This is a genomic window from Shewanella gaetbuli (genome assembly GCF_023284065.1).
Taxonomy (GTDB): Bacteria; Pseudomonadota; Gammaproteobacteria; order Enterobacterales; family Shewanellaceae; genus Shewanella; species Shewanella gaetbuli.
This window is the reverse complement of sequence record NZ_JAKIKP010000003.1, coordinates 396,755-423,163: the sequence shown is the minus strand read 5'-3', so window position 1 is coordinate 423,163 and position 26,409 is coordinate 396,755. Positions and strand designations below refer to the sequence as shown.

Genomic DNA, 26,409 nt, shown 5'->3' with positions numbered 1-26,409 from the left:
AAGGGTGACGGGATAACTGTCATTCCGGCAACGATTTTGGGCCGGAATCTGCCTTTAATGCTCTAAAGACCTAAAACTAACCTGAATTATGGTTAACTAACGCTTTGGTTTTCTTGCGCCACCGGTTTTGCCCTTACCGCCTTTTGCGGCTTGGCCTTTAGTTTGCCCTCTAGGTTGTCCCTTTGCTTGGCCTTTGTGCTTAGTGCTGCGATTATGCTGCATAAAGTGCTCTGGCCCTTCAATTTTGTCGCGTAATGAAGCGAGCTTGGGCTTAGGTTTAGGCTTTTTCTTTTGGGCTTTTTTATCTTCAGAAGATGAGTCTTTAATCATCTCAAATAACACATCTAATTCTTGTTTATCTAAATCACGCCACTCGCCAATGGGCAAGCCTTTAAGACTCACATTCATGATCTTTTGACGTTCAAGTTTGGTCACTTCAAAGCCGAAATATTCACACATTCTGCGAATTTGACGATTCAAACCTTGCACTAACACAATTTTAAATGAATGAGTGCCCACCTGTTCAACTTTACACTTTTTAGTGACTACTCCAAGAATAGGAACACCAGCTCCCATACCTTTAATAAACTCATCCGTAATAGGTTTATTTACGCTAACCACATATTCTTTGTCGTGATTATTGCCCGCGCGCAAAATTTTATTCACCAAGTCGCCATTATTGGTTAAAAAAATCAAACCTTGGGAATCTTTATCAAGTCGACCAATAGGAAATATTCGAGTGGAGTGATTAACAAAATCCACAATATTGTCACGCTCAGAGCCTTCGGTAGTACTAACGATGCCCACGGGTTTATTTAACGCAATAAACACAAGGTCTTCTGCATCACGCGGTTCAATATCCCGCCCATTGACTTTAACCTTATCGCCCATTGCAACCTGATCACCAACTTTGGCGCGTTTGCCATTAATAAATACATTGCCTTGTTCAATAAATCGGTCTGCATCTCGTCTTGAACAAATACCACTTTCACTAATGTATTTATTGAGGCGCATTGATGAATCAGTCACTGTGAGGTCCTATTAAAAACTAACAAGCATTGAAATATTATTGCGACGTAGTTTATCAACTCAACACGATTTTGCATAAGTATGGTGGCAAAAAAGCAAAAAAAAGCGCAAATGGTTTGTACCATTTGCGCTATCTAGCGACGTAACACTTAGCTAACCGTAACCCCATATTTCCTTTAAGATCACGATTTTTGTTATGGAAAATAATAATACCAAATTAATTTACCGTAACATTTCCTGGTGTTTCAGCCCCTCCATCACCATACAAGCAACGTCCCTGACCATAAACACTCACTGCAAGGCCAATATTTTGTGCATCTTGTAGCTGGGTATATAGCGCTTGCCCACTAGAAGAATTTGAGGTCATAAGCCAACCAGAAGTCTCAGAACAACTTGGAAGATGGTTATATTGACCATCAAGCTCAAAATAAAACTCATCACCACGTTGCTCTAGCTTAGTGACTAAGCCAGTTTGTTGACCTGCCCCAGCTAAATCAGACAACTGTGACCATGAAATATTAATAATACTGCCATGTCTAGCCCCAGTTGGAAGCTTAGTATCAGTCAGGTTTAACTGAGTATATGAACCATCACCATGCTTTTCAGCTACCCCCCAACGACCCCAGAAAAAGTAATCATAGTAAAGGTATTCTTTTTCATCACCATTCACTTTAGCGGTAAATTGCTGCGGACCTTCAACATAAGATACTGAGGGTAACAAGCGTTCATACCCCTCAAATTTATCAATGGCAGGGTCTAAACTGGTTGATGTTGCACGGCGAAGATGACGGTTTATCGCTGGGCCAAACTCGGTTTTATAAACCATTTGATAAACCCCATCATCATCTTTGACGATATTGGCATCAATAACATCTACACCAGGATAAAAATACACCTCAGGTTTGGTAAAATTAACCCAATCAGTTGTCACGCTGTACCAAATTTTATCCGTCCAGCCATCGTCCCCTTTTTCACCTGGCTGACGTGGTGTTCTTGAAGTCCAAAAGGTGTAATATTTACCTGTTTCTTGTTCATAAAAAAACTCAGGAGCCCAAGCATTTGGCGCACCGGTATCTTTCATAATATCAATAAAACCACCGGTCCAATTTTTCAAATCGGTTGATTGCCAATGGTAAAAACCCGTTATAAAGGCACCTGCTTTAGTATGCACAAGATGAAATGTTTCTACGCCATCAATTACCACCTTCTGAATAAAAGGGTCTCGTAATCGTATATTATAATCATTGGCATCAAATACGTATTGATCATCGTTTAACGGTGTGAAATTTAAAGCATCATAACTTTTGGCATACCACATTTTCTCTTGGCTAAGGCTATTACCTTTAAAGTAAGCAAGTAAATAAGGATTATCGTGAATTTCTCTGGTTTCTTTAGTAGTAATTTCGCCGTCTATACTCAAATTATCATAAGCGGTTTGAACGCCATGAGTGCGAAATCCAACGAGTCCACTCGCAAAGCGACCATCATTAACCTCTAACGTTAACGCGCCATCTACGTATATTTTAAAAATATTATCAATAGCTACCACTTTTAAGTGATAAGTTTTTCCTTTGACATAGGGTAAATCAGCAGATGCAATTTCTTGCCAATTATTATCATGCTTACCCATGATAAGCTTATTATTTCGGCCAATGCCGACATAATAGCCTTTCAATTGGTCCAACCCAACGCCCAAATCCGAAGCGCGAAAAATAACTCCTGAGTCTGACTTCCAATGCCATGAGTTGCGCGGGGTAACATCAACCTCTAACGTAAAGTTATCAACGGGTTTATTATCCAGTACAATTTTTTTTCCCCAAATACCAACGCGTGCATTGCTCTGAATTAACTCGTCATCGACAACATTCCATTCACCAAAATAATCTGAATATTTATTACTGGTAGTGTATTCAATAACTGTTTGGCTATTTTCCACAACTTTTAAATCAGAGTAGACTGCTGATGTTTTATCGGTACGTAACCCAATTGCTCCTTCAATATCCTGAATCTGTTGTGTGAAGACAAATTGATCGTCTACAAAAACTCGCAATTGTTTATCTATAACCTCTATTTTGAGTTTATATTTAGTCGCTTTCTCAAAATGAAAGGGTTCTAAATGTATTGGAAGTACTCGATTATTGCCATCCAAGTAACTCAAAATAAGATTATTACTTTTACTGATACCTAGGTAGTATCCTTTTACTCTGTGGTTACCACTATCTAAATTATTGGCACGAAAAATAACACCCGCACTACCACTATTAACTGTTGATTTTAATTCAATGGTAGTTTGTAGAGTAAAATCTTTTACAATATTCTGGGTAAATAAAGCCTTACTGTCCTCCCACTGACTACTTATTTGATGAATATAACCGTACCTATATTTCCAACTACCACGATAACTGAGATCAGGCGTAACATTAGTTTCGGAAAAATCCTCACTAACATTTACTGAAGAAGTTATAGGGGTAGACACATCTGTTTGAAATTGCCACGAATGTTCACTAGCACCAGTACTGGCAATAAAGGGCAGCATGGTTAGCAGCGCTAACTTATTAAACTTGAATGTCATAAAAATCATCTTCCTTGTATTTAGTTATCATTTCTACAGCTAAATTCTAGGTTTATAGATTCTTTTAAATATTGTATATAAAGCTTTATTTACCCTAAGCAAACTTTTACATTATTAATATAAAATTACTATTACGACTTAACCTTTATGTTATAGCTATAGAGTGAGTATGCACTTTAAAATATACATTCCACTGTTAAAGCAAATTTAAAATGCACCTTAACAAATAGGGCTGTCACTTTATTAAAGGTGATTATTAGAAATTAAAATACAGAGTTAACATTCACTAAAGTTTAAATAATGTTTGAAGCTAATTTCATGCCAAATTACAGGCGACATTATGACTAAAAGCCAACGCATTTTATCTTGCATATGCCGGTGAAAAAAATGCAAAAAAAAACGCAAATGGTTTGCACCATTTGCGCTATCTTACTAAGTAGAACTTAGATAGCAGTAACGTTAGCTGCTTGTGGGCCTTTTTGGCCTTGTTCTACGTCGAAAGATACTTTTTGGCCTTCAGCTAAAGTTTTGAAACCGTCTGAAGTGATTGAACGGAAATGAACGAAAACGTCCGCGCCGCCATTATCAGGAGTGATAAAACCAAAACCTTTCTCTTCGTTAAACCATTTTACTAAACCAGTTGTATTAGACATGATGTGTCCCTTATATAAAAAATTAATAAATCTATCGCGAAAATGCGATGCGCTGATGCTTGAATTATTGATGTGACTATGAAGCTAAGGGAAACACTTTGGATAACAACGATAACGCAGAGATCTAGGGCTTACTTTTACTTGATATTCATTAATAACTCTGAATGCCAGAGCAAGCAGCATCGTACATGAGTTTGAGTTTTTGTAAAGCTATATTTAATTTATTTGAGTGGGATAGCACTTTCCCACTCATAATGAATCACGCTAAATGGCTATTTTCCCCAAGGATTGCGCGGGTCTTGTGACGGAGCAGGTCTATTTTTATCGGTACGCTTATTTTGTGCATAATGGTCTTGGGCTTTAGGCTTATCTTTACCATATTGAGGACGTACATTATTACGCTTCATTTCTTGATAATCAGCTTGTGCCTTTTTTCGCATTTCAGCAATCAACTCTACTGTCAACGCTTGAGGCTTGCGAGGCACAATGCCGTCGGCAAATCCTCTTGCACGTGGTTTCAGCTCAAATTGTGCTGCACTGCCTTTCGGCATCCGTTTAAAACGGTATAAATAAAAGCTTTCTACTCGCTCTCTTGCCCATTCCGTTTTCTTTAAAAACTTCATACAGGCTGCCATGCTTGGATTGGTGTTGAAACACTCTAACCGTAATGCCGCGTAAAGTATTTTCCAGTCATAAAACGCCACTAACTCGGTTAGCATCGTTTCTAAACTCAAGCCGTGAAGCGGATTATTTTGTTGCAATTCAATCATGAAACAGTCCAGTAGCCAGCAATTTGGCCTTATTAAAAATAAAGATAACAGCAATTAGATCGGTCAAACAGTGTTAGCGTAACGACACACTAAGCGGATTATTATACCGATCACGGTAGGTAAGTGATCTGAAATAGCGTTAGAAAAATACTTGAGAACAAGGCAGATTTTTTCGATAAGTAGCCATTCTACAATCAAAAAAACTAACGCCGTTATCAAGTAATTTCACAAGCTAGGTGATCAGTTAGATATTACGATTGATATTATAACTTAATTGCATTAAATAAGTGCGTTGGGTTAACTAACTCGTCCTGTGCAGCAATCGTTTGTAATTCCCACTGAGCCATTTTATGGGTTAATTTAAGAACACCAAAACTGGCGTTAGTAGCATGTTCAAAAGCCTCTAATGCCGACATCCCTTTAAGTAATCCGCCTGTAAATAATGCCGAAATTAAATCACCAACACCGACAGGTTGAAGTGAAAAATCTAATTGAGGACGCTGAATCAGGTAACAGCCTGATTGTGTCGCTAACATCATGCTAAATGTATCATCAGCAATAGAATGTAAATGCTTCACCAAAACGATTTTAGGCCCTAAAGTTAACGCTTTTTCACAAGCTTGTTTGGCCTGCTCAAGGTTATTAATGTCCATTTGAGTAAATTGGGCTAACTCAAATTGATTCGGCACAATAATATCCGCAATCGGCATAACGTCATTAATTAATTGCTCAGTAATTCCCTCCGCCAAAATACAGCCCTTTTCAGGGTCTCCCATTACCGGATCGCACACATACAAAGCGTGAGGGTTTTCAACCTTGACCTTTTTAACCGTGTTTATCACCGCCTGACATTGCTCTGCGCTGCCTTGATAGCCTGACAATATGGCTTGGCAGTCAGCTAACTTGCCAATATTGGCCATTCCGTCAACTAACTCATTGATGTCATTTGCGGAAAATGCCCGACCAGTCCACCCTTGTTTATATTGGGTATGATTAGAAAACTGCACCGTATGAATAGGCCACACTTCTAACCCTAACCTTTGCAGGGGAAATACAGCAGAGCTATTACCAGCATGTCCAAATACAACATGAGATTGAATTGAAATAATGCCTTTCATATTTTTCCTTATTTGGCTTCAAACCTTCTGCGCAATCTTATTAACTATAAATCTAAAGAAAGCACTGCGTTGACCATGAAACTATTGCATCAAATCATAGCCTGAATATCAGTAAAGTTTAACTCATGGATGATGGACTCCGCCCTACAAAAAAACGCCAATCAAATGATTGGCGTTTTCGGTGTTAACTTAACGGCTAATTAAGCAGTTATGCTATTTCAGCTTGGAACTCAGCAAAGTAGTCATCTAATACTGAACGAGTTTCGCGGCCAATTAGCTCATATTCATGATGAGTTAAGTTTGCTAACGATACACGTACTGATGGATGAACTACATCAAAGCCTTTACCTGGTAATAAGATAACGCCTGTTTTATAAGCTAAACGGAATAAGAAATCTTTACCTTTACCGCTTTCTTTGAACCATTGAACAAATGCGTCACCGTATAATTTACCGCCTAAAGTATCAAGCTCAAGTAGTGTGTAGTAATCAACACGGTCAATATTTTCTTCAACTTCAACGCCCATGTTTTTGTATAAAGTGACATAACGTTCACGAATAATACGTTTACAAGAAGCTTTGTAGTTGTCTTCTAAGTCCATTAGGCAGTTTAGTGAGAACAATGCCATTTGCACTTGTTGTGGTAATGCTAAACCTGCAGTGTGGTTTAATGCTACTGCACGGCTATCTGCCACTATACGGTCAATAAACTTGATGCTACGTGGGTCAGGAGTCAACGTTTTATAACGATTATCAAGTTGTAATTGATGCGCTTCTGGTAATGCACGCATAGCATCATCAAATACGTTTTCGTGATGAATACCGATAGTGCCTAAACGCCAGCCGGTTGCACCAAAATATTTTGAGAACGAATATACACATAAAGTGTTGTATGGAAGTTTTGCAAATAAAGACACAAAGTTGTCAGCAAAAGTACCGTATACGTCATCAGTAATGATAAATAAGTCTTTACGTTGTGTGTTCACAAAGTCTGTTAAACGATTCAATGTGTCATCAGAAAATTTAACTGACGCAGGATTAGCAGGGTTAACCACACATAATAATTTAATTTCTGGGTCAGCTAATTTTTCAATTTCTGATTGTGGTAACTGCCAAGTTGTTTCATCTAGACGAATTTCAACAATTTCTAATTCGTATTCTGCTAACTCTGGAATTTCTAAATATGGCGTGAAGATTGGCGTAATTAACGCAACTTTATCGCCTTTTTTAAGTAAACCATTATGCGCCATAGTCGCGAATGTATAAGTCATTGACGCTGTGCCACCTTCAGTAGCAAACAAGTCAAAGTCAGTCGACATAGGTAAGTCGCCATACATTTCTTCGCCTATGTATTGTTTAACCACTTTCTCAATGTTGGTTAACATACGAGAAGGTACTGGGTAGTTACAGGCTAAAAAGGCATTTACAAATTCATTTAAGAAAACTTGTTTATCAATACCTAAGCGGTCTTTTGCATAGCTAATGGCTTTTTGTAAAAACTCAACACCTTCTTTACCTTGGTTGTCTTTTGCAAAGGTATCGAAACGCTCAACCACGCCCACACCATCAGGAATACCACCAAAGCCTTGGTTTAAGTATGAATAGCTACGTTCTGATTCTTCTAAAGCAAAGTCACCTAAGCGTAAAAATGCTTTACGTGGCAAAGTGGCTAAAAAGTTAGGGTTACCACGACCCGCGTCTAACAAAATACGATCAGGTACTGATTGTGCCACTTCAATTAATTTATCTTTTAACTCAAATGGGCTTAAATCTGCGAATTTTGTGAAATCAATGGTTTCTGAAACGTTAGTGTCTTGAATGCTCATAATAATTACCTTAAAAATACTGAAAAATACGTTTTGGGTGGGTAGGCGTTTTAACATCGCCTACCGGTCTAAAAATTAATAAAGGGTTACTGGGTTGAAATAATGCCAACAATGATTGGGCCCCAGAGTGTTAATAAAACATTAGCGATAGCGTAGGTTACGGTGAATGCGAATACCGGTGTTGCGTTACCTGCTTTTTCAAGTAATGCTGCAAATCCTGGGTTAGCACTTCTACCACCAGCCACACAGGCTAAGGCTTCAATTGGATTCTTAATGTTCAAAACATAGTAAGAAATAAAGAATGAAATAATTTGAGGAATAATGGTTACACCAATACCTAAGAATAGAAGGGTTAAACCATGTTCTTTAATTGTATCAATAGCTTGAGGTCCAGCCTGCAATCCAACTACGCCCACGAATACCGCTAAGCCAAAGTCACGTAAGAAGTTAGATGCGCCTAATGGTAATGATGCCATTTGTGGTTTACGACTGCGTAACCAACCTACAAACAAACCAGAAATCAAACAGCCTGCGCCTGAGCCAATAGTCACTGGGATACCGGCTATTTCGAAGTTAATTAAGCCAATAAGTAAACCTGCAACCATACCTAAGCCAAACAATACATAGTCAGTGGCAAACACAGAGCCTAAGCGTTTACCAATACTGTTTTGCACACGATTAATATCTTTTGCAGTACCAGTTAACTGAATAATGTCGTCTTTATGAACCACGAACTCGGGTGTAATGACTTGAGAGCTACCGCCACGAATCACATCAGTTACGTAGACACCACGGAAGGTATCACGGTTAACAGACGCTTTAATTTCAGCTAATGATTTTCCAATTAATTTGGCATCTTTGGCCACTAACTGGCGGTTTTCTTCAATTAAGCTTGAACCAGCAGGTAAGTTAACTTCATTAGCGTTGCTACCAACATGTCCAGCAATTGCTTCACGACGTCCAGTAATTACCACTACATCTTCAGCTTGAAGTTTTACAGACTTATCTACTTCAATTGATTCACCATTGCGTGACACCATTTCGATAGCGATATCAAATAAGCCGCGATTCACTTGTTGAATATCTTGTCCAATCAAGTCGCTGTCAGCGTCGATTTTATAAGCACGAGATACAAGGTCAGTCAGCGCATTAAATTCACCTGGAGCCAGTTCTGGTTTACCTGAAGATTGCTGCTCAGCCAATTTGATGGCTTCCTCACGGATATCCCACTTCATAAATGAAGGGATTAACCATGACACCATTAAGATAGGGCCTAAAGAGCCGAAGATATAAGTCACCGCATAACCCACAGCAACATTGGTTTGCATCAACTGTTTAGCTTCTTCAGTGACATTACCTAACTGAGATATGGCATCACCTGCCGTACCAATAATCGCTGACTGTGTTAAGCCACCTGCAGCAAGACCTGCAGCTGTACCACTATCGAGGTCAAATATCATTGCCGCAGCAAGGACACAAAGTAGACCGGTTACTGTCATCACAACAGCTGAAAGTAATACATTGATTGTTTTGAAGTTGAGCGCGCTAAAGAACTGAGGCCCACCTTGATAACCTACCGCATAAATAAATAATGCGAAGAAGATTGTTTTGACACCTGGGTCAATTTGAACACCAAATTGGCCAATTAAAACACCCATAAGTAAAGTACCAGCAATACCACCTAGCACAAAACGGCCAATAGTGATTTTACCAATGAGATAACCTAATGCGAGCGTAATAAACAGCGCAATGTATGGCGATACAGCAAAAAGATTTTCGATAATATTCATAATCTGTAGCCTTACGATTATTGAATGAAGTGATTTTCACTTCGGCTTTAAGAATTCGGTTGCTTGATAATGTGTAATCAAGTGACACAACAAACATGACTTGCTGTGCTTGGCAGGTATATTAAGGGGCAGGTGTAAAATAAAAGACTCTCATTTGACGGACCAAATCATTCAAAACAAGAAAAAGGAATGGTAAAGCCATGCAAAAATACCGTTTAGAAATAGTTAACAAACAAAATAAGCCACTAATTTAAAACAATAAAAAACCATAAAACCTTGTAACAACTGACTTAACATTAGGCTATTTATTAAAAAAGTTTACAGTCGGTGGGAATGAAATTTATATCGAAAGGAGTAGCAATTTTGCTGTTTATTATTGATTTACATTATATGAACCAATCTACTGGTGAAAAATTAACCTGAAGTAAGCCAACAAAATAACTTAAGCAGTGCTGCCAGCACTAATATATAAGTACAAGATTTGCCCAACTACGCAACCAGAGCGGAGTTTTTCACTTTCAAGCATGTCAAACACTCACCTTTTGTTATAAAATAAGACAAATATCAAAGTTTTTAAATTTACCCAGCGAAATTGATTGTAGATGGTGACAATTTAATCTATTTTGCCTTTATTCAATGCTAGCTCATTGCATTTATTCTTTGATGTGCTCATGCAGCGGGCAATAGGCCACCTCTCACTCCGGCCAAATTGCAATGAAGTGGGTAAGCAGTATTTAACATTTAACTTAAGTAGGTATTAACATGTTTGTTTTTAACGAAGACGTTCAACTTGAAGATTTAGGCAACGGTTTATCACGCAAAATCTTAGCTTATAACGATAACATGATGGCTGTTGAAGTCCATTTTGAAACAGGTACTGTTGCGGCCTTACATAGCCACCCACACGAACAGTTAACCTATGTTGCTTCTGGTGTTTTCGAATTCACTGTAGGTGACGTTGTTAAAACCGTAAAAGCAGGCGACAGTATTTATAAAGAGCCTAACATCATCCACGGTTGTGTATGTAAAGAAAAAGGCATCTTAATTGATAACTTCACGCCAATGCGTAAAGATTTCGTTGCTGAATAATTTTCGCTCATTTTTATAAGCGCAATACCTTGATGCTTATAAATTGAGTGACAAAAAATGGAGTAGCTAATATGCTATTCCATTTTTTTTATTTAATGTTCAGTCAGTTATAGTTGTGCTTTTGATTAAACTGAATCATCTGCATTAAACCGCGCTATTCTGGCCTCAGGTTCGGTACATCCTGTTAATGCAATTAATTCCGCTAGGGTGATATTAGGCGACTGATTAATTAATCGTATTAACTTAGCCTCTAACGACTCTAATTTATCAGGGTGTAAGACTAATTCCTGCTCCATTTTCCCGATAAAATACCCTAAAGATTTAAGCTCTTTAGCATTGAAAGATGCTTTACTTTGTTGATTGAGTTGCAAATGCTGCCCAAGCTGTTGAATCTTTTTGGCATCACCATAAAGTTGCCAGTGGCGTGAGCGACGTACGCGCTTTAATTCACAATTAAATGATACCGCTTGCAGCTTTAGCCACTGCGCTTGGGCTGTGCCGATACGGTGAATAAATGAAGGTAGTCGAACAGTAATATGATTATTATCAGACACCCTTTAACACCTTTAAATAAGATTCGGCTGAACAATAAGATAAGTAGCTTGTGCAAGTAGAGATAAGTTAAATAGGAGGAAATTAATAGGGCTGGTTAAGATCTTACTAATAATAAAAATATCAGCACAGCCCTAGTCAAAGGCATTTTTTAGTTATCGATAAAATGCTTCAACAGTCCCTTTTAGGGTTGTGAGTAACGGTTGACCGCGACGATCTAGTGCTTTGTGTGCAGCCACTTTTACCCAACCTTCGCTAATACAGTATTCTTCCACATCAAAGCGTTCTTTACCGTTAAGTAAAATACCGATTTCATATTCAAATACTTCAGCCTGATGATGAGGGCTACGAGGGTTGATCGATAAGCGATCTGGTAAAGCAGGTTTTGCAGTTGTATCGTTCATAGTCTTTTTCTACTGTTAATAAAGCCTGCAGTATTGTAGGCAATCAGCCGCTTAGGCTCAATAGCTACTCAAATAAAGTGGAAGGATAAATAGCCCATTGGAGTGCATTTATTTTACAACCCGACTTATCACTGACTCCATTGTATTGATACAAGCATTAACGATATAAAAGTCATTTGCAGCAGTATGAGGTAAGGTAAATCTGCCTCTATCATTATCAAAATACTTGCCATGGGCATCAGCAAACTCATCAGATAACGCTATTTTTGTTAGAATATTGGCCCCTATGCGCAAGTCTGCTCCCATAAGTTCATAAGCCTGTCTTATCATTTTGCTAGCCAACAGTGATCTAGGGTTAACCGAGACGATCATCGGACCGGTACCAACATGCGCTTCACCTAAAAATTTTGACCACATTGTTAATGCCAGTTTGCTTTGTGCGTAAGCTTGTCCATCACTCAATTTAACCGTCCCTAACAAAGCCTTAAAATTAACCGGTGACTGTGCTGCAGAGGATAAATTGATAACACGACTGTCAGGGCTTAAATGAGGCAGTAATTGCTTGGTCAAATAATAAGGCGCCACTGAATTAACCATAAAACGTACGTCTAGATTATCTCGAGTGACGGTGTTTGCGGTGAAATAAACCCCTGCATTATTAATCAATACATCAAGAGGTAAAAACTGCTTAATAATCTGATTAGCCATGGTTTTAACGGCTGTTAAGTCTCTTAAATCACATAAAACTGACTTAACATTTTTTGTGGGAGACAACAAAGTGAGTTCATTGACTGCGCGAGCAATTTTGATGAGGTTGCGACCATGAATAATGACTTCATGACCATTTTTCACCAGTAGTTTTGCGGTTTCAAAGCCAATACCGTCAGTGGCGCCTGTGATGAGAATTCGCTTGCTCATACTGCTTCCTTAGCTTGCCAATCCATTAAAATAACCAACCCGTTAAGGTCTTTGCTAATTAGACACTTATTGCTGATAATTTATTCAAGCGCGGGGGGAACAACAAGTGAATAAAGTCGTAAGATGCAACGACACACTGTGCAGCTGAAAGACATCAACAGGGTTAAGGTTGGTATGAAAGGCAATCCTAAAGAAATGCCATGGTAGCGAACTTTAGTCATTAAAAAGGGTTTAACCTATTAAGGTTAAACCCTGATGCAAAATGTCATCGAATTGGGAAGGAATAAACAAAAACTAAATAAAAAATAAAGCTCACTTAATATCGGTTAATAACAACTGACAGAGCTTATTCTTCCAACAATTTTGTACGACCAATTTCAATTTTGCGTGGTTTCATGGCTTCAGGAATTTCACGAACTAAATCAATGTTTAGCAAGCCATTTTCAAGTTCAGCACCCACAACTGTAACATACTCGGCTAATTGGAAGGTTTTTTCAAAACTACGCTCAGCAATGCCTTGGTGTAGATATTTACGACCATCTTTAGGGGCTGACTTATTACCTTTAACCAGTAGTTTTTCACCTTCGCTGGTGATATCAAGCTCTGACATTTCAAAACCGGCAACGGCCATAGTAATACGGTATTCGTTTTCACCTAGCAATTCGATGTTATATGGCGGGTAACCAGCATTACTTTTATTGGCGGCTGCATTTTCAGCCAGTTGGGCTAATCTGTCGAAGCCGATAGCGGTACGGAATAGTGGAGTAAAATCTGGAGAAATAGATAAATTGTGCATATTCATATCCTTGTCTTAAGCAATATGTAAAAAATTAAGCCATTATTGGCAATGTCATTGCCCTTTCGGCGCAATGGGTAGCAACAAAAAATGAAATCTCTATTGAGCATTTCTAACTGTCTTCCTGCTACAAAATAGATATAAGACTGCTTTGTTTATTTTCAAGGGAAAAAATGAAAAAAATAAAAGCAGGCCCATTACCTGAGCCTGCTTTATATTATTTTAATTTTAAAAATCAATTAAATAGAATCTAAATACTGTATTTAAATTTTTCTATTTTTTTAAATGATTTTATTATCCGGCACAACTTTTAACTTCAGTACCATTTAAGAAGAAAGTTAACTGCCCTTCTACTGGCTCATACTCGTCTGCTTTAATTTGTGGGTTAGCCACAAAGAACTCGCGGAAAACTGCTGCATCAGTTAATTGCGTGTCGATATAGTTAGGATGAGTGTTGATTACAGGGTAATCATCTCCACCCGCTGCACTAAAGTGAATTAATGAGAAAGTGTAGTTGTCAGCAACATCAAACGAGCGACCACCTAAACTAGCAATATCAACAGTGCCCGCATCACAATTAACTTGCATATTAACGTCGTTTAATTGTGGGAAACCACCGCCGGTTTTAACAGCGATTTGGGCTAAATAATCTTCAACTTCTGCACCTGTCATAGTGACGTAAGATACAAAGTTACCAAATGGCTGAACCGTAAGTACATCACGATAAGCAATATCACCGGCTTCAATAGAAGCACGAATACCACCAGAGTTCATTACCCCAAAATCAGCAGTGACATTGAAGTTTTTAGTAACAAAGTCAGCATAAGCCGTTGTTAGTAGGTTACCTAAGTTAGTTTGTTGGACACGAACCACTTCACGATCGCCTTCCAACTTGCCGTCAGTGTGAGAAATAACAACGTCTAATAACTCTTGTCCACGGTCTTGATAAGGCTGCAAGATTTCTAGTACATGTTGATTAGGCTCAATAGGCTCACCAATGTGAACTAACTCATCATTCTCATCCGCTTCTTTTAAGTTGATTGGAATAAGTTGATAACTCGCTAAATTTAACTCGCCATTAATCATTTCAAAATCAGCACGGCCAACATACTTGCCCCACTCATGAGCTTGCATGATGTAAGTGCCGTTTTGTTGATCTGGTTTACACTCATCACCTGGTTTGAAGTCGGCGTAATCATCGCCTTCCATACACACAGGGTTTTGTGAGTGGCCACCAATAATGGCTTGAAGCTTGCCTTCTTCAACAGAACGCGCCAACATCACATCACCAGCGGCTTCTGTACCGTGGTTACCGTCAGCGTAATGGCCCATATGAGTCACTGCAAACACCATATCAACTGTTTCGTTTTGTTCAATTTCAGCTAATACTTTGGTAATTTCGTCTTGCGGATCTGTGAAAGCTAGCTCGCTAACATTTTCAGGGTTAACCACTTTAGGCGTATCTACCGTAGTAAAACCGATAACCGCAATGTTGATTCCGTTAACTTCAAATACACGATATGGCTCAAAGTAACGCTCGTCACTGGCCTCACCGTTTTCATCTTTGTGGTAGATGTTTGCCGCTAACATTGGGAAGTTAGCTAGAGTTGCTTGCATATCTAATACATCAAGCGGGTTATCAAACTCATGGTTACCTACAGCCATGGCGTCGTAACCTAATAGGTTCATACCAACAAAGTCTGGAATCGCTTGCTGCATGTCAGACTCAGGCACGCCAGTATTAATATCGCCACCCGATAACAGCAAGGTTTCGCCACCATCACGTTCTACTTGATCACGAATTTGTTCAATAACTGTTTTACGTGCAGCCATACCATATTCGCCGTTACTGTTTTCCCAGAAACGACCATGGTTATCATTAGTGTGAATAACAGTAAACTTAGTACAGTTGTCCCCAGCAGCCTCACAGGTGGTTAGCTCTTTGTCGTCTGAACTATTACAACCTGCTAGTGCGGCTAACACAGCACTGGCAACTAATCCTTTATAAAGCTTGTTTTGCATAATTGACCCCGATTTATTTTTAGTTTTATTCATTTGAGCATGCTCAAAATTCGGCGCTAAGCATACCAACAATCAGGTTATATATTTATGACAATCATCAAAAATTACCTTTAAATATCGACATTTAAACAAAAAAAAACACTTGTAACCGTTAGGCACAAGTGTCAGAAATAAATGTTAAACCACTTAACCGCAGCGAATTAACTTTCAGCCAGCAATTTAAGTTTTTCACCCGTTAAACGATAAACTGTCCACTCATCCTGTGGTTTTGCTCCAATGGATTCATAGAAATCAATCGCTGGAGTATTCCAATCAAGCACGCACCATTCGAAACGGCCACAGTTTTTACTAACTGCAAGTTTGGCTAAGTATTTAAGTAAGGCTTTACCCGCACCAATTTTGCGATACTCAGGGCTGATATAGAGGTCTTCTAAATACAGACCGTTTTTACCTAACCAAGTTGAATAGTTAAAAAAGTACACGGCAAAACCAATCACTTGGCCATCAACACTACAAATAATGGCATCAGTTGTTGAACCTTCTCCAAAAATACTGTGTTCAATACTGCTCAGTGTTGCTTCAACTTGATCTAAGGCTCTTTCATACTCGGCAAGTTCTTTTACAAATCGTAAAATAGTACCGCTGTCTGCTATTGTGGCTGGACGAATATCTACTTGGCTCAAAACCGACTCCATTAATTGTTATTAGCTTAAATCTTGGGGTTCAACTATCACGGCTATGTTAAATCGAAGCTGATTATAAAGTATCTTGGATCATTTGTTTGATGGTTTTTGCTTTTTCAAAGTGATCTAGTTGATGGGTTTGAATCCACCAAGTGGCCACTTCCATTAATGCGGCGGGATTGTCATTTTTATTGGCAAAGAAGGCATAAAACGACAGCCCTACATTTTCTCCCTTCTGGGCGATTTTTTTATCGCATACTGCAATTATTTTGGCTTTTAATTCTGGGCTCATATTTTGGCTTATTTTTTTATCCATAACGCCATAAACAAAAACGCTAGCACATGGCTAGCGTTTGTTATCTTAACTCAATGATATGCGGAAAAGCATAATATTTATCAGTTAAATAAATGCCTATGCTTGAAGTGCTTTTGTCGCAACGTAGTTAACTAAGTCTGCTGAACTTTTAATGGCTGCTATGTCTGTTACCACAGTAGGACACTCACCTATCGTTACATATTCATCAGCTTGCTCATAAATGGCTAATACGTATTCTGCCACTAGCTCCATTGGGTCAATAAAAGTTAACTGCGGGAATTTAGCCATTAACTGCGGTTGCACTTTAGCTAAGCCAAAGTAACTTAAAATGATGGTAGTAACACCCTTTTCAACTAAGATATTAATGCCCTTGGTCAGACGTTCAACATTAGCGTCAATTACACCCGCATTAAGCCCATCTCCTTGACGAATAAACTCACCATTGGAAGCTTGTTTAGTGGTCTTTGAACCAAAAATAGCGCTGTGAATATATTGCTCTTGTTGCTCTGCATTCAACTTTGTATGAGCAAGCCCCGCATTATCTAAATAATTTTGGTAAATACCAGAGTGATAAGTGCCATTATGTCCAAGCACTCCAACAACCACTTCAGGCTGAGTTTCTTGGATAAATTGCACCGTTGTTTTTAGCATATCAACCAGATAAACCGAGGTTTGTTGTTGCACGGCATTGAGAAAATAATGCGCAGCACTACACGCCATTATCGCAAACGGCACGTTGTTGTGTTCTAACACTCGTGCTGACTCAACAAGCTCAGGTACAGGGTCTTCCCCTACGCCCATAATTGCGGCGCTGCGATCTGGAATATCAGGGTTTTTAACCACTATCATGCTCATGTGTTCTTGCTCAGTTAACACACCGCATTCAATTTCTTTTCTAGCTAATACATCCTGAAAGTATGAATCAGCTTCTGGCCCTATATTGCCAATAACGCCAAATTTGAGCTTCTTCATCGGTTACCTCAATTAATACATCTAAACGAATAATTGAGAGTAATACGATAATGAAGATCTAATGAATCCTTTATGACGGATCTAACCCATCATAGCAATTCTCGATGACGCCTAAAATACAACCAACAGAGACAGAATAGTAATACACCGCCCCCTAAAGAACCTCCGCCTTGAGTGGTGATATTATTGTCTTCAACCATTTGTTTTTCTGCTTCAATGTGCAGATATACATAGGCAGTGATTGTCTTACCCTTTCCATCACTGATGCTATATTGCAGCGTATCTTGACCGATATAACCCGTTGGAGGCACGTAGGTTAGTGAGCCATCTTTTTCAATAATGACTTTCCCTAACGTCGCAGCGGCATTGATAACAGTTAAGGTATCACCGTCTGAGTCAAACGCATGATCTAACACCATTATGTTAACCTCAGTGTTTTCCACTACTGACATGGTAATGTCATCCACTGTTGGCGCTTGATTGTTACTGAAAGCAATGCCTATACCGCCCGGGTCGCTAATTTCTCCATTAGCTAGGCCGTCATCATCATTAGGGCCACCGTCTTCAATACCCAACTGCACACACCAATGGCCTGCTGTTAATCCTGCTTGCCATTGTGCCCCCCCTGGCGGTGGGCAAAAACCTTGCTCTCCTGCGGTACTTTTGATGGTATTCAAGTCATTTTCTACAAAATCTACCCAGCCTGATTGGGTAAATTTACGATAAACTGCACCAGCAGGAATGACTTGCCGCTGCGGTAAAACAATTTGATAAGTTTGTCCTGCATGGGGAATATTACTAATTTCAAAATCATATAGGCCTCCTACATTGTCAACTTCAGAGTCAACAGGCACTTCATCAATAATGATATTCAAGGTGTCATCACTAAGCCCAACCGCGCTGTTATCGGCTTTATAAGCAAAGAGTCCAAGGCGAATACAAGCACCTGGTTCCCCTTCCACCAAGAATCGGTCATATTCACCCTCTTGCCCAATAATGACGTTACATTGAGATTGATTATCAACATAATCGGCTAAACCATTTTTATTTTGATCCGCAAAGCCTTCTGTATCATCGGGTATGAGGTCGCCATCGGTATCATTGCTTACACTTAATTGCGGTAAACTATCAACCACCTTAAATTTGATATCAACAACATGAGATAACGGTTCAATCGCATCATCTGTTACCGTTAATCGAATAATATAAATCCCGGTAGATAAGTTAGCGGTATCAAGGGTAAATTGCTCTTCAACGGTGTCGATATCCGTTGCCATGCCTTGAATCACTTGCCAATGATATTGGTGGCTATCTTGAGAGTTTAAGTCGGTTAACAAACTACTAATAACGGCATCGCCCTCGTCTTTGCCCATGGTTAATCTTTCAACGTTATTTTGACGAGCGATTAACTGCACTGACGGAGCAATGTTATCTTCTACCAGCGTAAATACTTGCTGGAATTTTTGTCCACGATTTATCTCATCAGATAAGCTCACCACCAGCGAGTCATTTTTACCTTGTGCATGTGTAGGCAAAATATTAAACGGAATACTGGCAGAGGTTCCTTTAGTTACTGTTACAGTGCCCGATGCCAGTGGATAAGTTTGGCCATCACTTTGCCCTATAACGTTATAGGGCACTATGACGGGGTAAATGGGTGAAACCCCATTTAAATGCACCTTTAGCATGACGGTGGAATCACTCATTACTAGCTGATCTTTACCCAGTGATATCAGCGGTCTAACATTGACACGTTGCTCAGCAATGGTGGTATTGCCCTCTGAGTCCGTTGCTTGCCATAAAGCGATGTTTTTACCCGCTTCAAAAAAGGTGACACCATCCACCAGCGACACTGGCAAAGGATGACCAAAGCGGTCAGTGGCTTTGGCAACGCCTAAATCCACTTTAGTAAATAATGCGGTGGCATCTACCCAAACGGTTCCGGGCGGAATGACCACAGGAGAAACAGAGCTAGGCTCAACTCGCACAATAACGGTTGCGGTATCAACACTGCCTAGTTCGTTACCGGCAAGATAATTAATCACCACCGTTCCACTGAACCCTTCTGGCGGAGTAAAGACTAATTCACCGTTAATAATATCAACCTCACCTATACTGCTGTTGGCTGATATCACCCTCAATATATTGCCTTCAGGATCACTATCGTTAGCAAGTACATCTAAACTAATGCCAACATCTGCAGGCACAGTAAACTCATCGTCGATAATAGATACGGGTTCAAGCACTGAGGTAATGTCGATGTCAATTGTGGCAATGTTAGAGTCAAATTCACCATCATTTACACGATAACTAATGCTGTCGTTACCATAGTAATTAGCATCAGGCTGATAAGTAAAATTAGGCGCATTGCCCACTAAAGTACCGTGTTGCGGCGGGCTAATAATGCGATATTTTAACGTGCTTGAGTCTTTATCCTTACCGGTTAATTTAACAATTAATGGCTCATCCTCAGCGGTGACTAGTCGATAAGAAATGGCGGTGGGGGCATCATTTACATTCAATATCGTTAGGCTAACCTTTGCCTCTTGCGAGTCAATTTCGCCGTCATTCACTGAATAACTAAAGCTATCTTGACCATAAAAGTCAGCATTAGGGGTATAGACCACATTGGGCGCTGTGCCGCTCAGAACACCATTTACCGGTTGTGAAGTGATTGAATAAGTTAAGCTTTGACCTTCAATATCATAACCGGTCAAGGTAATTGGCAACGAGTTATCTTCTTGCACACTCAAGGTTTGCGGGTAAGCTTCTGGAGCATCATTTATTGGGGTAATGCTTAATGATACCGTAGCAACATTACTAACACTGCCCTCAATATCACTCACTTGATAGGTAAAGGAGTCATATCCATTATATTGGCTATTGGCATTGTATATTGCACTGCCAGTGCTTGCGTCAATACTCACAAGACCAAATGCGGGCTGTTCAACAATCACTAAACTGGCAACGTCTATGGCACTGTCAACGTCAGTGTCATTGCCTAATACTGCAATGCGTTTTGACTGCTCATCTTCAAACATGGTGACATCGTCATCTTTAACCACTGGCGCATCATTCACGGGGTTAATAGTAATATTAACCTTAGCCACATTAGAGAATATGGCCGGTTCAATGCTGCTGCCTTGGTCTTTTACAATATATTCAAAGCTGTCGTCACCATAGTAGTCAGTAGCCGGAGTATAAGTGACTAATCCGCTAGTGGAGTCTAGTGCCACACTGCCAAATTGAGGTGGGGTAGTAATGACTATCGCATTGGCTTCAATTGTGCCGTCTTCTATATCGCTGTCATTTTGTAATATATCAATCACCACAGCGGTATCTTCATCGGTTTGAGCGGTGTCATCAAGCGCAACCGGCGCATCATTAACGCCAATAATGCTGATATAAACTGAAGCAATTTGGCTTAATGCCCCATGTTGATCTGCCACTTGGTATTGAAGCACATCAGTGCCAACATAGTTTTTAATTGGCGTATATTGCAGCTCACCATTCACAATTGTCACACTTTGGGCATTCACGGGCGCTTTAACCATCACCACACTGGCAAGGTCTAATTGATCGCCGTCAATATCGCTATCATTGCTTAAAAGATTAACTGAAATAGCAACATCTTCATCGGTGGTAATGACATCGCTTACTGCTGTTGGGCTGTCATTCACTGGCTGAATATTAATATCAACCGTTGCGATATTAGATTCAGCGCCGCCTGTATCGGTGACTTTATAACGGAAGTTATCTACACCATAATAGTGATTATCAGGAGTATAAGTGACCGCACCTGAAGCAGTGCTAACACTTAAACTACCGTGAACCGGCTGTTGAACAATGATCACATTCGCCACCACAATACCGCCTTCTTCATCAGTATCGTTGGCGAGGATATTAAGAGTTGAAACAACATCTTCATCAATATTAACCGAATCATCCACTGCGACCGGTGCATCGTTAATACTGTTGATCACCAACTGCACTTCAATGCTATTTGACACTGCTACGCCATCAAAGGCTTGGTAGATAAATGAGTCAGCTTGTGTATCTGTACCGTCATGAAGATAAACAAAGCTGCCATCGGCATTGAGGGTCAACGAGCCGTGGCTCACATCGGTGACTAGCACCGCCGTTAAATCATCACCGTCTAGGTCATAATCATTACTTAGCACACTTGCCCCATTAACTGATGCGCCTTCATCCAGCGCATATTGTGGGTCTGCTACCGCTACCGGAGCATCGTTAGGACCAGGGTTTAACTCAATATAGTCAGGAACGCCATCGCCATCTGAATCAACATAATCGGCACCATCGTTCGGGTCTGTATTGTCAATTATTTCAACAAAGTCAGGTACACCATCTCCATCTGTATCTAAATAATCAAACTTGTCATTGGGATCAGTGCCCTCAAGCCCTTCATAATAATCAGGCACGCCGTCACCGTCTGTGTCGGTGGTTTCATCAACATCGGTCACTGTCACCACTATTGGTTGAATAACGGATAAGTTGCCTACACCAGCATCAGTCACTGTCACTATTACATTATAATTATTATCAGCACCGTTATCTTGAGGGGCTTCATAATCAGCAGGGCTTATAAAGGTCAACACTCCTGTGGTTAACTCAAGATTAAACAGCGCTGCATCATCCCCTGATAGTTGATACGTTAAGCTATGGCCGTCTTCATCTAAGGCCATAACATCCATCACATTTTGTTGATTTTCTAATACGGTTACAGCAGCAGGCGTGGTGATAACCGGAGCATCATTAACATCAATAACGGTAATTTCAATGGCTTGAGTTGCCGTTAATAAACCGTCATTAACCTGCACGGTAATGGCGTAAACATTGTTACTGTCTTTATCGGTTGGCTGTTCATAATTAGGAGTAGCTTTAAAGGTCACCAGCCCAGAGTTACTGTCTATATTAAACTGTGCGGCGTCATCGCCCGATAAACTATAACTTAGCGGGTCTGCATCAGCATCGGTGGCATTAACATCAATCGCCATTAGTTGATTTTCGTTGACACTCGCACTGGCGGCGCTGGTTATTACTGGCGCATCATTAATGTCGGTTACAACAATTGATACTGCTTGCATTGTGGTTGCATTAGCATCGCTGACACTAATATTAACTTGATAAATATTGTCACTATTACTATCTGCAGGGACCTCATAATCAGGAGGTAATTTAAACGTCACCGCGCCTGACACACTATTGATATTGAACAAAGCTGCGTCGATGCCACTTAAGCTATAGCTTAACGTATCGCCATCTTCGTCGGTGGCATTGGCATCAATGCCAATAAGTTGATTTTCGGTCACGCTAGCTGAGGCGGCGCTGATTATAATTGGCGCATCGTTAACATCCACAACGGTGATGAATATTGCTTGGGTGGTGCTCAGCAAGCCATCTGAAACATTAACATTCATTTGGTAAATGTTATTCGCGTCAGCATCAGTAGGCGCTTCAAAATTAGCGGCAACTTTAAAGGTGACTATCCCAGTGGCAGGGGCAATATTAAACAGAGCAGCATCTGTGCCTGATAAGCTATAAGTGAGCGTGTCGCCATCGGTGTCGGTGGCATCAACATCAATTGCAGCGGTTTGATTTTCGTCAACTGACTGACTGTTAGCAGAGATAATGACTGGCGCAGCATTAACGGCTGCGGTCCAACTTGAAAAACCATCAATTGCCGATAAGCTTAATTGATTCGCTACGGTATCAAGGGTTGCAGATTTCTTTAACCATGTTTGGCCGTTGTCCACAGATTGATAAAGCGCTAAGTCTGCTTCTGTGACACCGTTCAGTTCTGTGTCGAAATAATTAAACACTAGCTCAGCATTCAAGCCACTGTTATTGGTAGGAGTTATCGCATATTTACGCTTAACGTTGCTGACGTTATTAAATACTTCATGGGTTCGGTCAACTACGGTTGAGCCCATATTAGCAGCAGTGGTTAATGTCACCCCAAAGCCCGCAATATTGTCGTTAGTAATATTATTCAACACGCGCGTGGTAGTTAACTTACCCGATGCGGCACTATCACTCACCTTGCCTTGAAGCTCATATAATCTGGCTTGAGTGCCAAATGTAACGGTATTTCCCTGCAAATCGACATCAGCATCAATAAATGCATTGCCTTCAATAGCCGCATTTGAAGATAACTGGCTATTGACCCCTTGGCCTAACACCAAATGATTAATAGTCGATGTAGCCCCAATCAACGGTGCATTGGCAGCTAAGGGATATATGCCGATATTATCGTTAGCTATTGGAGCCGTTAATTGGCTCCAATTATTACCATCACTCCAATCGTTTGAATAACCTAACCAGGTATTAAAGGCAGATGAAGCAACCCAGTTGCTGTCGTTCATATTATTAAGATAGCTATACAGACCATTAAAGCTGACATCCCACAGCAAATCTCCGGCCTGATGATCAAAGTTATAATAAGCTAATAAAAAGTCGCTGCCTGCAGGTACTCGACGCATCATGAAATCACGAATTTCTTGCTCAGTTCGCACATCATGCCAAATACGAACTTCATCCAATTTACCTAAAAAATATTGGCTCGGGTCAAACCCTGCACCGCCCATAATCAAATAGCCGGTACTGTAGGGCGTAACACTGAAATTAGCACTGACTTGTTCAACACCATTAACATATAAACGGTAAGTAGTGCCGTCATAACTGGCTGCTATGTGGTTCCACTGGTTTAGGTTTAGTACATTTCCGGTTGAAACAACTTGACCATTAAAACTGCCATTTAACTGCTGTCCATCATGCGACAAACTCGGGCTTCTATCGACGCCATCATCATCACCTAAAATGAACCTTTCACCGACTGACGCAGGGATGTACGCCCATACTTCTTGAGTGAAATCAGTGCTATACGGAGGAAAGCTATCAACAATTGCAATATCGTCTGTGTCGGCAGAAAAATCTAATGCGTTAGAGGTTGGGGCTATATTTTCTCTAAAAATGACATTAACGGGGCTACTGAACTGTAAGCCGTTACCTGCTGAATTGTAATAAGAATCACCGTATTGGCCTGAAGCCCAAGCAGCAAGACCGAGGCTGTCATAATAATTGCCACTATACATTTCAACACTACCGCCAACACCGGTACTGATTTGACCGTAATACAGCAAAATATCCCCGCCGCTTTCATCACCCGCGTTTACTGCACTACCGGCAGATAACACAATGGCAGGGGTTGCGGTTGAAGCGGTCGTCAGATCGCCTTGAACAAAAATATCACCACTTTCGGAGGTTAAATTAATATTGCCACTGCCTGCATCAATTGACTCCTCAATACTTATGGCCACATCACCATCATTATAGTCCGTCTTGGCTACATAAAATGTCACATCACCGTTAGCAAGCAACGCACCTTTTAATCCAATCTCCCCTCCATATACGGTCACAGGACCATTCACAAACATCGGCACATCTATTCCAACCCCACCCACATTAGAAGGCTTGCCTAAAGTGAGGCTTGACTCAACACCAGATAACCCAATAAAGAAAGTGTCTAATCCAGACAAAAAAGAGTCATTATATGGCTCAACGGTGACACCACCTGTTGTGCTAATGGCCTGTGAGTCACCAAAGTAAATTTCATCGGCTTGATATAAAATATCACCACCAGAGGCAGCGCCTTGATTACTGATCACTTGCACATTGTCATTTTGAAATAAGATATCAATCCCAACAAGCGTTAAACCGGCATTGGCTTGAGTAGTGATTAAATTAGCCCCTAGAGTGGTGGACAGCCCCATAACATGAATGGGGCCATTAACTGAAATGGGCGCAGAAATTGTCATATCCGAAGTGCTGTTGAGCTGAGCGTAAACACTATCACCACTAATACCTGTGCCTGTGTATTGCCCTAGACTAATGCCGCCAGTAGCAGCAAAATTGTTTAACTGAATTTGCGCGTTAGACCCTGAGCCTTGAAAGTGATTGCCCGCATAGGTTCCATTCCAATCAAAAGCGGAACTGTAAGCCGTGCTATTGGGAGCCCAAACAAATTGGCCTGTTGTTGATAACTGTAAGCGGCCTATTTGGGTGTTTTCAATGGTATCGGCAAGCAAAATAATATCGCCACTACCCGCATCAATATAGTTATAAGCTAAGGGAATATTGGCGATATCCTCACTCGATGCATCCAATGCAATGCCACTAATGCCGCTATTAACGCCATTGCCCGCCCATAGCAATACATCACCGCCATTAGTGGTAATACTGCCAAATAGTGCCAAAGCATTATCGTTAACTGAAACTGCCCCTACACTAGGGCCATCACCCACATTTAATCCATTCCATACACTTGAGGCCGCAGCAGTGTTTGAGCCACCCGCCCAAACATGGCCACCCAAAGTAAAAATATCGCCAAAAATGCTAACCCCACCCGCATCAACCGCTTGCGTATCGGACCATAGAATCAAATTAAGGGCACCCATGCTCGAAACAATATCATTGTTAAGGGTAATCGCCCCTTGTGCATGGATAGAGAATGTCGCCTTAGTTGATAAAGATTTAACAATATCAGCATTAACCTCAACAGGTTCAGACGCACCTGTGGACTCAATAACAACATCTATCCCTTGGTTAAGTAAGTTGGTAATCGAAGTAGTTTGAATTTGGCAGTTAGTGCCAGAAAATAATCCACTGGAAGCTGAACACGCCGTTGTAGGTATAGCATCTTGGACAATCACCGCTGAATTAGCAGTAAAACTAATACTCGTTAAACCAATAAAAGCCCAAATAAGTTGAATTTTATTGCTCGCTAAACTATTAATATTTTTAGATAAAATTGCGTTAACGCTGGAAAAAATTGGCTGAAAAATACCACAAGATAAAGGCATAGCGTGCTCACTTTTTTA

17 protein-coding genes are annotated in these 26,409 nt (G+C 40.3%); 1 reads left to right on the top strand and 16 read right to left on the bottom strand.

The window, feature by feature from the left end; all coding sequences use genetic code 11:
- Positions 1–96 precede the first annotated feature (96 nt).
- The 7 genes from rluF to aspT form a co-directional block, all read right to left on the bottom strand.
- On the bottom strand, positions 97–1,029 hold the full coding sequence (gene rluF, locus L2672_RS06720) for a 23S rRNA pseudouridine(2604) synthase RluF (RefSeq protein WP_248995060.1): 933 nt from the start codon (positions 1,027–1,029) through the stop codon (positions 97–99).
- A 217-nt stretch (positions 1,030–1,246) separates the two neighbouring features.
- On the bottom strand, positions 1,247–3,601 hold the full coding sequence (locus tag L2672_RS06715) for a 3-keto-alpha-glucoside-1,2-lyase-like domain-containing protein (protein ID WP_248995059.1): 2,355 nt from the start codon (positions 3,599–3,601) through the stop codon (positions 1,247–1,249).
- Positions 3,602–4,044: 443 nt separating this feature from the next.
- Entirely contained in the window at positions 4,045–4,254 is a 210-nt protein-coding gene (gene cspE, locus L2672_RS06710) for a transcription antiterminator/RNA stability regulator CspE (protein WP_248995058.1), read from the bottom strand.
- Between the two features lie 272 nt (positions 4,255–4,526).
- Entirely contained in the window at positions 4,527–5,024 is a 498-nt protein-coding gene (locus L2672_RS06705; RefSeq protein WP_248995057.1) for a VF530 family protein, read from the bottom strand.
- A 263-nt stretch (positions 5,025–5,287) separates the two neighbouring features.
- Entirely contained in the window at positions 5,288–6,142 is an 855-nt protein-coding gene (pdxY, locus tag L2672_RS06700; protein ID WP_248995056.1) for a pyridoxal kinase PdxY, read from the bottom strand.
- 208 nt (positions 6,143–6,350) lie between these two features.
- Positions 6,351–7,967 (bottom strand): bifunctional aspartate transaminase/aspartate 4-decarboxylase, encoded by a 1,617-nt coding sequence (locus tag L2672_RS06695; protein ID WP_248995055.1) that lies wholly within the window; start codon positions 7,965–7,967, stop codon positions 6,351–6,353.
- Positions 7,968–8,053: 86 nt separating this feature from the next.
- Complete coding sequence (aspT, locus tag L2672_RS06690) at positions 8,054–9,757, bottom strand: aspartate-alanine antiporter (protein ID WP_248995054.1); 1,704 nt, start codon at positions 9,755–9,757, stop codon at positions 8,054–8,056.
- 762 nt (positions 9,758–10,519) lie between these two features.
- On the opposite strand from aspT, the gene L2672_RS06685 reads away from it, so the two are divergent.
- Positions 10,520–10,846, top strand: coding sequence for a cupin domain-containing protein (locus L2672_RS06685; RefSeq protein WP_248995053.1), 327 nt, complete (start codon positions 10,520–10,522; stop codon positions 10,844–10,846).
- 125 nt (positions 10,847–10,971) lie between these two features.
- Here L2672_RS06685 and L2672_RS06680 read toward each other — a convergent pair whose 3' ends face one another.
- From L2672_RS06680 to L2672_RS06640, 9 genes are all read right to left on the bottom strand, one after another.
- Positions 10,972–11,400 (bottom strand): ribosome recycling factor family protein, encoded by a 429-nt coding sequence (locus tag L2672_RS06680; RefSeq protein WP_248995052.1) that lies wholly within the window; start codon positions 11,398–11,400, stop codon positions 10,972–10,974.
- A 153-nt stretch (positions 11,401–11,553) separates the two neighbouring features.
- Complete coding sequence (locus tag L2672_RS06675; RefSeq protein ID WP_248995051.1) at positions 11,554–11,802, bottom strand: DUF3297 family protein; 249 nt, start codon at positions 11,800–11,802, stop codon at positions 11,554–11,556.
- 108 nt (positions 11,803–11,910) lie between these two features.
- On the bottom strand, positions 11,911–12,720 hold the full coding sequence (locus L2672_RS06670; RefSeq protein WP_248995050.1) for an SDR family NAD(P)-dependent oxidoreductase: 810 nt from the start codon (positions 12,718–12,720) through the stop codon (positions 11,911–11,913).
- 346 nt (positions 12,721–13,066) lie between these two features.
- Entirely contained in the window at positions 13,067–13,516 is a 450-nt protein-coding gene (locus tag L2672_RS06665; RefSeq protein ID WP_248995049.1) for an Hsp20 family protein, read from the bottom strand.
- A 294-nt stretch (positions 13,517–13,810) separates the two neighbouring features.
- The gene (gene ushA / locus L2672_RS06660; protein ID WP_248995111.1) at positions 13,811–15,538 is read right to left on the bottom strand and encodes a bifunctional UDP-sugar hydrolase/5'-nucleotidase UshA; all 1,728 of its coding nucleotides are present in this window, start codon (positions 15,536–15,538) and stop codon (positions 13,811–13,813) included.
- A gap of 200 nt (positions 15,539–15,738) precedes the next feature.
- Entirely contained in the window at positions 15,739–16,221 is a 483-nt protein-coding gene (locus L2672_RS06655) for a GNAT family N-acetyltransferase (protein WP_248995048.1), read from the bottom strand.
- A gap of 73 nt (positions 16,222–16,294) precedes the next feature.
- On the bottom strand, positions 16,295–16,513 hold the full coding sequence (locus L2672_RS06650; protein WP_248995047.1) for a DUF6500 family protein: 219 nt from the start codon (positions 16,511–16,513) through the stop codon (positions 16,295–16,297).
- A gap of 120 nt (positions 16,514–16,633) precedes the next feature.
- A complete protein-coding gene (locus tag L2672_RS06645; protein ID WP_248995046.1) occupies positions 16,634–17,509 on the bottom strand; it encodes an aspartate/glutamate racemase family protein in 876 nt (291 codons plus the stop codon).
- Positions 17,510–17,598: 89 nt separating this feature from the next.
- Positions 17,599–26,391 (bottom strand): Ig-like domain-containing protein, encoded by an 8,793-nt coding sequence (locus L2672_RS06640; protein ID WP_248995045.1) that lies wholly within the window; start codon positions 26,389–26,391, stop codon positions 17,599–17,601.
- Between the last annotated feature and the right edge of the window lie 18 nt (positions 26,392–26,409).